This window comes from Buttiauxella gaviniae (assembly GCF_040786275.1).
In the GTDB taxonomy this organism is placed as follows: domain Bacteria; phylum Pseudomonadota; class Gammaproteobacteria; order Enterobacterales; family Enterobacteriaceae; genus Buttiauxella; species Buttiauxella gaviniae_A.
Genome location: NZ_JBFMVT010000002.1, coordinates 3,420,884 through 3,433,227, shown reverse-complemented (window position 1 = coordinate 3,433,227; position 12,344 = coordinate 3,420,884). Strand labels below are relative to the sequence as shown.

Annotated in this window: 8 protein-coding genes; 4 read left to right on the top strand and 4 right to left on the bottom strand. The window is 49.6% G+C overall.

Annotation, left to right across the window (positions count from 1 at the left end; translation table 11 throughout):
• Positions 1-108 precede the first annotated feature (108 nt).
• The 4 genes from ycaO to pflA all read left to right on the top strand — a co-directional run bounded on the left by ycaO (position 109) and on the right by pflA (position 6,533).
• The gene (ycaO, locus tag AB1E22_RS16465; protein ID WP_367596308.1) at positions 109-1,866 is read left to right on the top strand and encodes a 30S ribosomal protein S12 methylthiotransferase accessory factor YcaO; all 1,758 of its coding nucleotides are present in this window, start codon (positions 109-111) and stop codon (positions 1,864-1,866) included.
• 407 nt (positions 1,867-2,273) lie between these two features.
• Entirely contained in the window at positions 2,274-3,131 is an 858-nt protein-coding gene (gene focA / locus AB1E22_RS16460) for a formate transporter FocA (RefSeq protein WP_367596307.1), read from the top strand.
• A gap of 53 nt (positions 3,132-3,184) precedes the next feature.
• Positions 3,185-5,467, top strand: a complete 2,283-nt coding sequence (gene pflB, locus AB1E22_RS16455) for a formate C-acetyltransferase (RefSeq protein ID WP_367596306.1) — start codon at positions 3,185-3,187, stop codon at positions 5,465-5,467.
• Between the two features lie 325 nt (positions 5,468-5,792).
• Positions 5,793-6,533 (top strand): pyruvate formate lyase 1-activating protein, encoded by a 741-nt coding sequence (pflA, locus tag AB1E22_RS16450; RefSeq protein WP_367596305.1) that lies wholly within the window; start codon positions 5,793-5,795, stop codon positions 6,531-6,533.
• Between the two features lie 107 nt (positions 6,534-6,640).
• Here the strand turns inward: pflA and AB1E22_RS16445 are convergent, their stop codons facing one another.
• The 4 genes from AB1E22_RS16445 to dmsA form a co-directional block, all read right to left on the bottom strand.
• On the bottom strand, positions 6,641-7,789 hold the full coding sequence (locus tag AB1E22_RS16445) for an MFS transporter (RefSeq protein WP_367596304.1): 1,149 nt from the start codon (positions 7,787-7,789) through the stop codon (positions 6,641-6,643).
• A 288-nt stretch (positions 7,790-8,077) separates the two neighbouring features.
• On the bottom strand, positions 8,078-8,938 hold the full coding sequence (locus AB1E22_RS16440) for a dimethyl sulfoxide reductase anchor subunit family protein (protein ID WP_367596303.1): 861 nt from the start codon (positions 8,936-8,938) through the stop codon (positions 8,078-8,080).
• A gap of 1 nt (position 8,939) precedes the next feature.
• Positions 8,940-9,557, bottom strand: coding sequence for a DMSO/selenate family reductase complex B subunit (locus AB1E22_RS16435; RefSeq protein ID WP_367596302.1), 618 nt, complete (start codon positions 9,555-9,557; stop codon positions 8,940-8,942).
• Positions 9,558-9,567: 10 nt separating this feature from the next.
• Positions 9,568-12,012: a dimethylsulfoxide reductase subunit A gene (gene dmsA, locus AB1E22_RS16430; RefSeq protein WP_367596301.1), complete on the bottom strand. Its 2,445-nt coding sequence runs from the start codon at positions 12,010-12,012 to the stop codon at positions 9,568-9,570.
• Positions 12,013-12,344: the final 332 nt, after the last annotated feature.

Here is a 12,344-nt window from a genome sequence, read left to right as displayed (position 1 = left end):
GTAAGCATAGCCTGTTATGCTATTGCCGCCTGCTTGCGGCTGACAATAGCGTCCGCCCGCTAAAACCCGTATCATTGCGCGCTTTGCGTACGACAAAAGTGAAACCTCATGACTCAAACCTTTATTCCTGGCAAAGATGCCGCACTGGAAGATTCCATCGCTCGCTTCCAGACTAAGCTCGCCGACCTTGGCTTTAATATTGAAGAAGCTTCCTGGTTAAACCCGGTGCCTAACGTCTGGTCAGTGCATATCCGTGATAAAGACAGCGCGCTGTGCTTTACCAATGGTAAAGGCGCGACAAAAAAAGCGGCGTTAGCATCAGCCCTCGGTGAATATTTCGAACGTCTGTCGACTAACTATTTCTTTGCTGATTTCTGGTTGGGTAAAACCATCGCCAACGGCCCGTTTGTACATTACCCAAACGAGAAGTGGTTCCCGATTCCAGAAGATGAGCAACTGCCGGAAGGCATTCTCGACGATCGTCTGCGTGCGTTTTACGATCCTGAAAACGAAGTGACTGCGGGTATGCTTATCGACCTGCAATCCGGTAATGAAGAACGCGGAATTTGCGCTCTGCCATTTACCCGTCAGTCCGATTTAGAAACGGTTTATATTCCGATGAACATTATCGGTAATCTGTATGTTTCAAATGGGATGTCTGCAGGGAACACCGCAAACGAAGCTCGCGTACAGGGGCTTTCAGAGGTTTTCGAACGCCATATCAAGAATCGCATTATTGCCGAGAGCATCAGTCTGCCAGAGATCCCACAAGAAGTGCTGGCTCGCTATCCGGGCGTGGTTGAGTCAATTAACACGCTGGAAGCTGAAGGTTTCCCAATCTTCGCATACGACGGTTCTTTAGGCGGCAAATACCCGGTTATCTGTGTTGTACTGTTCAACCCGGCAAACGGTACCTGTTTTGCGTCGTTCGGTGCTCACCCAGACTTTGGTGTGGCATTAGAGCGCACCGTGACCGAACTTTTGCAAGGCCGTGGCCTGAAAGATCTGGATGTGTTCACTCCACCAACGTTTGATGACGAAGAAGTGGCTGAGCACGCCAACCTCGAAACTCACTTTATCGACTCCAGCGGTCTGATCTCCTGGGATATGTTCAAGCAAGATGCTGACTATCCATTTGTTGACTGGAGTTTCTCCGGTACAACCGAAGAAGAGTTCGCCACATTAATGGCAATCTTTAACGCAGAAGATCAGGAAGTTTACATCGCGGACTACCAACATCTGGATGTGTACGCTTGCCGTATCATCGTGCCTGGCATGTCTGATATTTATCCTGCGGAAGATCTGCTGCTTGCTAACAACAATATGGGTTATCACCTTCGCGACACGATCCTGGCTCTGCCGGGGAGCGAGTGGGAGAAGCAAGACTATCTGGATCTCATCGCGCAATTAGATGAAGAAGGCCACGATGATTTCACCCGCGTACGTGAACTGCTTGGTCTGGCAACAGGCAAAGACAATGGTTGGTACACGCTGCGTATTGGTGAATTGAAAGCCATGCTAGCGTTGGCGGGCGGTGATACCGAGCAAGCACTCATCTGGACTGAATGGACGATGGAGTTTAACGCGTCTATTTTCAGCGCCGAGCGTGCTAATTACTACCGTTGCCTGCAAACGTTACTGTTGCTGGCGATGGAAGAAGATCGCCAGCCGCTGCAGTATCTGAATGCCTTCGTACGCATGTACGGTGCAGAAACGGTTGAGGCCGCCAGTGCTGCGCTAAGTGGTGAAGCGCCATTCTACGGCCTGCAAGCAGTAGACAGTGACCTTAAAGCTTTCCCGGCTCATCAGGCGCTGCTGGCAGCTTATGAAAAACTGCAACGAGCTAAAGCGGCTTTCTGGAAATAAAGTAACAAAACATCACTCAAAGGTGCGTAAACTATAATGTTTACGCTATATTACGGGGCGATTTTTATTGCCCCGTGTTTTTATTGGCAGCGTAATAATTTCATTTGTAACTCAATAGTTAAATATCAGTGAAAATATTATTATTTTATACTGCAAATATTGTTGCCAAATTATTGAAATACTCCATTCTAATTAACCTGGCACTGATGCTGAGAGGCTAAATATCAAATTACATTATAAATTTTAAACTTTATTTTTATCATTACAATCAACAACTTGAACTGAAAAACGAATAAACACCTTCTTTTTTCAGGCCTATAAGCTTGGCGAGATATGATCCATATCAAATTTTACTCTATAATGCTTTGTTAGTATCTCCTCGCCGAATTAAATAAGAGAGAGTTAGTGTGAAAGCTGACAACCCTTTTGATCTATTGCTCCCCGCTGCTATGGCGAAAGTCGCCGAAGATGCTGGCGTCTATAAAGCAACAAAACACCCGCTGACCACGTTTTATTTAGCGATCACTGCGGGCATGTTCATCTCGATTGCCTTTGTCTTTTACATCACTGCCACTACAGGTACTGCAACCATTCCCTTTGGGATTGCGAAACTGATTGGCGGGACTTGCTTCTCCTTAGGGCTTATCCTTTGTGTCATTTGCGGTGCAGACCTCTTCACCTCAACGGTGTTGATTGTTGTCGCTAAAGCCAGTGGCCGTATTACATGGGGACAGCTCGCCAAAAACTGGATCAACGTTTACGTTGGTAACTTGGTTGGCGCACTGCTCTTTGTGTTGCTGATTTGGCTGTCGGGCATGTATATGACAGCGAACGGTGCGTGGGGTCTGAATGTTTTACAAACCGCAGACCACAAAATGCATCACACCTTTATTGAAGCTGTGTGCCTCGGTATTTTAGCTAACCTGATGGTCTGTCTGGCCGTCTGGATGAGCTACTCTGGTCGCAGTTTGATGGACAAGATGTTTGCTATGATCCTCCCGGTCGCCATGTTTGTTGCTTGTGGTTTTGAACACAGCATTGCAAATATGTTTATGATCCCTATGGGTATTGTAGTACGCAACTTTGCAAGCCCGGAATTCTGGACCGCAGTTGGGTCGTCTCCGGACAATTTCACACACTTGACCGTGTTGAACTTCATCACTGACAACCTGATTCCTGTGACAATCGGGAACATTATCGGCGGTGGTTTACTGGTTGGGTTGACGTACTGGGTAATTTATCTGCGCGGTGGCGATAAGCACTAAGTGCTAACCACGGCGTAGGGAATAAGAAATCCACATTAGAAGGTAGGTGTTAAATGTCCGAGCTTAATGAGAAGTTAGCCACAGCCTGGGAAGGTTTTGCCAAAGGCGAATGGCAGAATGAAGTCAACGTGCGTGACTTTATTCAGAAAAACTACACCCCTTACGAGGGCGACGAATCCTTCCTGGCAGGTGCTACCGAAGCAACTACCACTCTGTGGGACAGCGTCATGGAAGGTGTTAAACAGGAAAACCGCACTCACGCGCCTGTTGATTTCGACACTGACCTCGCTTCCACCATCACCTCTCATGATGCTGGTTACATCAACAAGTCCCTCGAAACTATCGTGGGTCTGCAAACTGATGCTCCTCTGAAACGTGCAATTATTCCGTTCGGCGGCATCAAAATGGTTGAAGGTTCTTGCAAAGTATACGGTCGTGAACTTGACCCAATGCTGAAAAAGATCTTCACCGAATACCGTAAAACTCACAACCAGGGTGTGTTCGACGTTTACACCAAAGACATCCTGAACTGCCGTAAATCAGGCGTAATCACCGGTCTGCCGGATGCTTACGGTCGTGGTCGTATCATTGGTGACTACCGTCGTGTAGCACTGTACGGTATCGACTTCCTGATGAAAGACAAATTTGCTCAGTTCAATTCTCTGCAGAACAAACTGGAAAACGGCGAAGATCTGGAAGCAACTATCCGTCTGCGTGAAGAAATCTCCGAGCAGCACCGTGCTCTGGGTCAGATCAAAGAAATGGCTGCTAAATATGGCTGCGATATCTCTGGTCCTGCTAAAAATGCTCAAGAAGCGATTCAGTGGACTTACTTCGGCTACCTGGCTGCGGTTAAATCTCAGAACGGCGCTGCAATGTCCTTCGGCCGCGTATCCACCTTCCTGGATGCATACATCGAACGTGACCTGAAAGCAGGCAAAATCACCGAGCAAGAAGCTCAGGAAATGATTGACCACCTGGTCATGAAACTGCGTATGGTTCGCTTCCTGCGTACCCCTGAGTATGATGAGCTGTTCTCTGGTGACCCAATCTGGGCAACTGAATCTATCGCCGGTATGGGCGTAGATGGCCGTACTCTGGTTACCAAATCCAGCTTCCGTTTCCTGAACACCCTGTACACCATGGGGCCGTCTCCGGAGCCGAACATCACTATTCTGTGGTCTGAAAAACTGCCACTGAACTTCAAGAAATTTGCTGCTAAAGTTTCCATCGATACCTCTTCTCTGCAATACGAGAACGATGATCTGATGCGTCCTGACTTTAACAACGACGACTACGCGATCGCTTGCTGCGTAAGCCCAATGGTTGTTGGTAAGCAAATGCAGTTCTTCGGTGCTCGTGCTAACCTCGCGAAAACCATGCTGTATGCAATCAACGGCGGCGTTGATGAAAAACTGAAACTGCAGATCGGTCCTAAAGAAGCGCCTATCATGGCTGACGTTCTGGACTACGATAACGTTCTTGACCGTCTTGATCACTTCATGGACTGGTTGGCTAAACAGTACGTCACCGCGCTGAACATCATTCACTACATGCATGATAAGTACAGCTACGAAGCGTCTCTGATGGCTCTGCATGACCGTGACGTTGTTCGCACCATGGCTTGTGGTATCGCGGGTCTGTCTGTTGCAGCTGACTCCCTGTCTGCAATCAAGTACGCGAAAGTTAAACCAATTCGTGACGAAGACGGCCTGGCTGTAGACTTCGAAATCGAAGGCGAATACCCGCAGTTCGGTAACAACGATTCTCGCGTAGATGACATCGCTGTTGACCTGGTAGAACGTTTCATGAAGAAAATTCAGAAACTGACTACTTACCGTAACGCTATCCCGACTCAGTCTGTTCTGACCATCACCTCTAACGTGGTTTATGGTAAGAAAACCGGTAACACCCCAGACGGTCGTCGTGCAGGCGCTCCATTCGGTCCTGGTGCTAACCCAATGCACGGTCGTGACCAGAAAGGTGCTGTTGCCTCTCTGACCTCCGTTGCTAAACTGCCGTTTGCTTACGCTAAAGATGGTATCTCTTACACCTTCTCTATCGTTCCTAACGCACTGGGTAAAGACGACGAAGTTCGTAAAACTAACCTCGCGGGTCTGATGGATGGTTACTTCCACCACGAAGCGTCCATCGAAGGTGGTCAACACCTGAACGTGAACGTAATGAACCGTGAAATGTTGCTGGATGCGATGGAACACCCTGAGAAATATCCTCAGTTGACCATTCGTGTTTCTGGTTACGCTGTACGTTTTAACTCCCTGACTAAAGAACAACAGCAGGACGTTATTACCCGTACCTTCACTCAAACCATGTAATTCACGGTTTGTCTGAAAAGGCATTACCCTATGACATTCGAATTGCAGGTAGGCGGCAAGAGAGTGAATCCCGATGAGCTTACTCAGGTAAGTGATTCGGGTGAGGGAATGCAGCCAACACCCCTGCAATTTGAAGGGCGACGGGTATAGAATGAAGGCTCCACTCCGGTGGGGCCTTTTCTTATGTATGAACCGATTTTGCAAGATAACTGCTACGTTTAAGGTATCTCGCAAAATTGATTCGACGCGGCAAGGATTTTATTCGACCGCGCTCAACCTGGCTCATGCTTTTAACGCATGAACCAATACTGGAGAGAACACCGCAATGTCAGTAATTGGCCGAATTCATTCCTTTGAATCCTGCGGTACCGTGGATGGTCCCGGTATTCGTTTTATCACCTTCTTCCAGGGCTGCCTGATGCGCTGCCTGTATTGCCATAACCGTGATACATGGGATACGCACGGCGGCAAAGAGATTACCGTTGAAGAACTGATGAAAGAAGTGGTGACCTATCGCCACTTTATGAACGCATCCGGTGGCGGCGTGACCGCCTCGGGCGGTGAGGCAATGTTGCAAGCTGAATTCGTACGTGACTGGTTCCGCGCCTGCCGCAAAGAAGGCATTCATACCTGTCTTGATACAAACGGTTTTGTGCGCCGCTATGATCCGGTTGTCGACGAATTATTGGAAGTGACCGATCTGGTGATGCTGGATTTAAAACAGATGAACGATGAAATTCACCAGAATCTGGTGGGTGTTTCTAACCATCGTACGCTGGAATTTGCCCGCTATCTGAAAGATAAAAACGTTAACGTCTGGATTCGCTACGTTGTGGTACCAGGCTGGTCTGACGATGACGATTCAGCGCACCGCTTAGGCGAGTTTACCCGTGATATGGGCAACGTGGAAAAAATTGAACTGCTGCCGTACCACGAGTTGGGCAAACACAAATGGGTCGCGATGGGCGAAGAGTACAAACTTGATGGCGTACACCCTCCGAAGAAAGAGACCATGGAACGCGTAAAAGGCATTCTGGAACAGTATGGTCATAAGGTGATGTACTAATTTCATTCGTAGTGCGGATAAATGAAGTGCCACCCGCCGCAAGCTCGTTTCAAGCTTATCCCACTACAAAGCGTCTAAAGCCCTCAAATATTGAGGGCTTTTTCATATCAGGCATGCGCCACCGGCGTTGAGTGATGCCCTGCCTTGCGCAGCAGCATCAGCAAATAAACAAACGCAACGCCCGCGATCATGACGAAGAGCAGGCTGTCGGAATAACTTTGCATCAGCATGGAAGTCAACGTTGGGCCAAGCAAACTGCCAACGGTGTAACTCAGTAATAAAGCCTGATTCATTGCCACCAGTTGATGGTGCTCAACTTTCTCGCAGGCCCACGCCATCGCCACCGGATAGAGTGTGAATCCCGCCGCGCCCAACACAAACAATGTCGGCCCCATTGCGGCATGCGTCAGCATCGCCATGCAGCCCAGGATAACAATAAATACCTGCACACGAAGCACAAGTAACCGGCCAAAACGATCCGCCAGGCGCCCTACCGGCCACTGCCCAACGATACCCGCGCTGACCATCACCGCCATCCAGAACCCAATACCAGCGTCACTAATGCCTTGATGATTTAAATACAACGGCATTAATCCGTACAGTGAACCGAGAACAATGCCCGAAATAATGCAACCATTCACGCCAAGACGCGCATGCCGCAGGCGCAGCATTGGCCACACGGCTGTCGCTTCCTGGTTTTCACGGTTATCGTTCACAATACGAGTAAACAACAAAGGAAGAATGGCTGCTAAGATTAGCGCGGTAACCCACGGCAAAACGCTGGCTAAATCCGTCGGCATTTTGCTGATCATTAATTGGCCGAGAACCGTTCCAACGTAATAAACCATCATGTATGCCGCCAACAGGCGTCCACGATTACGGGAGGTTCCACTGCACATTAATGCGCTCTCAACCACCACCCAAATCATTGCGCAGCCAATGCCTGCGATAAAACGCCACATCATCCAGCTCATGAATCCGGTCATTAAACCGAGCCCAGCACAACCGGCGGCAAAGATCAGCGAGGCAAGATAGTAGCTACGGTTAAAGCCCTGGCGCTTAATCAGCCAGCCGGTCAGCAAAGTACCCAGTAAGTTTCCAGTAAAGTATGACGACCCCACCATCCCGACTTGCCAGGTGGGAAGATCTTCATGGGCTAACCAGAGTGGAACCAGCGTGTTTAAAACCGCAATCGCCAGGGTCAAAAGCATCAGACCACAGAGCAAAAGCATCACTGGCCGGGTATAGGTGGACATGTAAAAACCGCGAGGAAGAGAATAATTTGTGCGCATCATGCCACTGGAAAAATGATTGTCAATCCAGTGCTGACGGGGGCTGGCACGATTTGAAAACTGTCGATTGATAAAACTTATCTAACTATTAAGCGAAACAGCAACCACAAAGGCTATCTCGCTGTTTTTGATGGGATCGGGGATTGTAAATCGAAGCGGGTTGGATGAAAAATTTCATGGTAAATCAGATGATATTTTCTTATCTGAATCTAAAAAAATGCGCCATAAGGCGCATTTAGAAGTGAGCATTGTTCAGCTGGCGATCGCCATACCTACTGTCATATGCAGACCGTAGAACACACCGCGTCCGATTAGCTCGCCGGCAATCACCAGTACAAAGGCAAACGCCAGTATTGCAGGGCTTGCCATCCCGCCTTTCAACTGCGGGATAATCCAACAAACCAGAGCTGCAGCCAATACCAGCAGCCGCCATGACATTAACGCGCCGTATTGCGGCACAAGGGTAGATGCCTGGGCGATTGAGCTTTGAATCGTTGCCAGATCCATACCCTGCAACAGCACCACAGTCGTACTCACAATCACTGCCAGCAGAGAAATTGCAGGTAGAATACGCATTCCCCAGCCAGTGACACCTGCAACTCGCAGTAGCAAATAACCGAGCAACGGCCCACCAATAAACATCGTCAGGAAGAAACTGAACGGCGTATAAGCGCTATCCCATGTCGGCACAGTATCAATCAGATAGACCTTGCACATCATCCAGACAAAAAACACGCCCAGAATCATCGTCAGAATCATCCAGATCCTACCCAGTGTCTGCGGCATTTTGCCCAATAGAGTAATCAACCACCAGAAACCGCCTACCGCAAAGAAGACCGACCCACTGGCAATCTCATTACTCAGCGCCGAATCACCAATACGATTAAGTGAGTTAAAGGCGCGCATTGGTGAACCGAGATGAAGAACAGAGGCCATAAACCCAATCCCCATCAGCACCCACAGCACGATCATCGCCCAGTGCACACGCTTTTGCTGTGCGCGATCGGAAACACCTGTCAGCAAAGCCAGCGCCATGACGATAAAACCACCAGCGACGCACTGCCCCAACACGGTAAAGACCATCAGCGGCCATTCATGCCATCCGTTACCCATCTCACACCTCCTTAGGGTTTGCCAGGTAGCCCGTTTTATCCCCACAGGGGCGGCTGTTGGCGTTCGGTTTAATAACGATATTTGGCCTGGTGAAATGTGCCGATGGCAGCGGAGCAATAGCCGCCTGCTCGCCATACTTTTTACGCAATTCGTCGATAGGCGCCATATCCAACGCACGCAACGGGCACGACTCGACACAAATTGGTTTTTTGCCTTCCGCAATACGCGAATAGCAACCGTCGCATTTCGTCATGTGACCTTTTTCGGCATTGTATTGCGGCGCACCGTATGGACAAGCCATGTGGCAATAACGGCAGCCAATACAAACATCCTCGTTTACCACCACAAAACCATCTTCACGCTTATGCATTGCACCGCTTGGGCAAACCTTGGTGCACGCCGGATCTTCGCAATGGTTACAGGCAATCGACAGATAATAGGCGAACACATTTTGCTGCCAGACGCCGTTGTCTTCCTGCCAGTCGCCGCCCGCATATTCATAAATACGGCGGAAACTGACATCCGGGCCTAAGTTTTTGTAATCTTTACAAGCCAGCTCGCAAGTCTTGCAACCGGTGCAGCGGCTGGAATCAATATAAAATCCGTATTGGGTTGTCATCAGCTATTCCTTACGCCTTCTCGACCTGGACAAGGTTACTGTGGGATGGGTTACCTTTCGCCAGCGGCGATGGTCGCTGAGTGGTTAACACGTTAATGCTGCCAGCATGGTCAACTTTATTGGCATCCGGGCTATACCATGCCCCTTCCCCCATCGCGACAACGCCTGGAATAATACGCGGTGTCACTTTGGCATTGATTTGAACCTGGCCACGTCCGTTGAAGATACGCACCATGTCGCCGTTCTTAATCCCACGCTGCTGCGCATCAATAGGATTGATCCACATCTCCTGACGACAGGCTGCTTTTAGCACATCCACATTGCCGTAAGTTGAGTGAGTGCGAGCTTTGTAGTGGAACCCTGTCATTTGCAACGGCCATTTCTCGGCCAGAGGATCGCCAACGTTTTCGAAGCCCGCGCTATAAACCGGCAGTGGATCGATGACATCGTCTTCGTTGAGTTGCCAGGTCGCCGCAATCTCTGCCAGTTGTTCAGAGTAGATTTCAATTTTCCCGGACGGCGTAGTCAATGGGTTAGCAACGGGATCTTCGCGGAACGCTTTATAAGCAACATGATGCCCTTCAGGATCGCGTTTTTTGAAAATGCCTTGCTCGCTAAACTCTTCAAAACCTGGAAGTTCAGGGATCGCTTCCTGAGATTGTTTATACAGATGGCGCATCCACTCTTCCTGGTTGCGGCCTTCGGTAAATTGCGACTCCACGCCCATGCGTCTGGCAAGTTCAGTGGTCATCTCGTAAATGGTCTTGCACTCAAAGCGCGGTTTGATGGCTTGTCCGGCAAAAATCACGTACGCCATGTTGCCGCAAGAGGCATCGAGGCAGAAATCCATCTGTTCGGAAGCCGTGCAGTCCGGCAGCAAAATGTCAGCGTATTTCGCTGAGGAGGTCATGTGGTTATCGATCACCACAATCATCTCGCATTTTTTGTCATCCTGGAGGATGTCGTGGGTGCGGTTAATTTCCGAATGCTGGTTGATCAGACAGTTACTGGCGTAGTTCCAGACCATTTTGATCGGCACATCCAGTTTATCTTTGCCACGCACGCCATCGCGTGTGGCGGTCATTTCCGGGCCGCGCTCAATGGCATCGGTCCAGAGGAACATCGAGATACTGGTCTGTACCGGGTTTTCCAGCGTCGGCATACGCACAAAAGGCAAACTGTAAGATCCTTCACGGGCCCCGCTGTTACCGCCGTGAATCCCCACGTTACCCGTAAGGATCGACAGCATGGCAATGGCACGGGAAACCAGTTCGCCATTTGAGTGGCGCTGCGGCCCCCAGCCCTGGCTGATAAACGCCGGTTTTGCCGTAGCAATTTCGCGAGCCAGTTGCGTGATGCGTTCAGCAGGAATACCGGTGATTTGGGCTGCCCATTGTGGCGTTTTCGCCAAACCATCAGCACCCTCGCCGAGAATATAAGCCTTATAGTGACCATTAGCAGGGGCAGTGTTGGGCAGCGTTTTCTCATCGTAACCGACACAATATTTATCAAGGAATGGCTGATCAACGAGGTTTTCGGTGATCATTACCCACGCCAACGCAGAGATAAGAGCTGCGTCCGTACCCGGGCGAATCGGAATCCACTCATCTTCACGCCCGGCTCCCGTATCGGTGTAACGCGGGTCGATGATAATCATGCGAGCATTGGATTTCTGGCGTGCTTGTTCGAGGTAATAGGTTACCCCGCCGCCGCTCATCCGTGTTTCGCCAGGGTTATTGCCAAACAGCACAACCAGCTTGCTGTTTTCGATATCGGACGGGCTATTACCATCCGCCCAGCCGCCATAGGTGTAGTTCAGACCTGCGGCGATTTGCGCGGTTGAATAGTCACCATAATGATTCAGATAACCACCGCAGCAGTTCATCAGGCGAGCGATGAGTGTCGAACCCGGCGGCCATGAGCGAGTCATGGTGCCACCTAATGTACCTGTGCCGTAGTTCAGATAAATGGCTTCGTTACCATACTCTTTGATGATGTCTTTCATACTGTTGGCGATGGTACTGAAAGCCTCATCCCAACTGATGCGCTCAAATTTCCCTTCTCCACGCGCCCCAACGCGTTTCATAGGGTATTTCAGACGATCGGCGTTATAGACGCGACGTCGCATTGAACGACCACGCAAACAGGCCCGAACCTGATGCAACCCTTCGTAATCATCGTTACCGGTATTGTCTGTCTCGACATATTTAATTTCGCCATCCACAACATGCATCCTGAGTGGACAACGGCTGCCGCAGTTTACAGTACATGCGCTCCAAACCACTTTTTCAGCCGCACTCGCATTATCAGCGGCGGTTTGTGCATAAGCCAGACGGCTAAAGGGAAGAGTTAATGCGCCACTCGCTGCAGCAAGTCCACCGATAGCCGTAGTTTTCATTAGTTTACGGCGGCTCACTTGTGCGGCAAGAACCGCATTAGAAGTTTTCTCTTTCATAATGACCCACTTGTTTCGTGCTCACATTTAAACAAGCCGGCAGTGGTGACTCAGGGGAAGTGCGGCCCGCGTTTCCATTGCTCAGCCAAAAGAGAAAGGAGTGTCTTAATTTATGCCAGTCCTACGCCTGACAGTTCGGTTACCTCGTGCAACCTGAAGCTGCCAAATGATAAAGGTACTGAATGAGTTGTATGAGTAATCATCACTCTCTTTCCGGATGTGATAATACCCACTTGGAGGTACGGGTTATTGTCGGGTATCAATAAAGGCAGATTATCCAGGGGAATGGGGATATTTAAGCAATAAAAAAGCGCCCGAAGGCGCTTTTAAAG

What these genes read in the sequence shown, in the direction of transcription:
- ycaO (WP_367596308.1), top strand. Translation starts at nt 109, where the DNA reads ATGACTCAAACCTTTATTCCTGGCAAAGATGCCGCACTGGAAGATTCC.
- pflB (WP_367596306.1), top strand. Translation starts at nt 3,185, where the DNA reads ATGTCCGAGCTTAATGAGAAGTTAGCCACAGCCTGGGAAGGTTTTGCC.
- pflA (WP_367596305.1), top strand. Translation starts at nt 5,793, where the DNA reads ATGTCAGTAATTGGCCGAATTCATTCCTTTGAATCCTGCGGTACCGTG.
- AB1E22_RS16445 (WP_367596304.1), bottom strand. Translation starts at nt 7,789, where the DNA reads ATGTCCACCTATACCCGGCCAGTGATGCTTTTGCTCTGTGGTCTGATG.
- AB1E22_RS16440 (WP_367596303.1), bottom strand. Translation starts at nt 8,938, where the DNA reads ATGGGTAACGGATGGCATGAATGGCCGCTGATGGTCTTTACCGTGTTG.
- AB1E22_RS16435 (WP_367596302.1), bottom strand. Translation starts at nt 9,557, where the DNA reads ATGACAACCCAATACGGATTTTATATTGATTCCAGCCGCTGCACCGGT.
- dmsA (WP_367596301.1), bottom strand. Translation starts at nt 12,012, where the DNA reads ATGAAAGAGAAAACTTCTAATGCGGTTCTTGCCGCACAAGTGAGCCGC.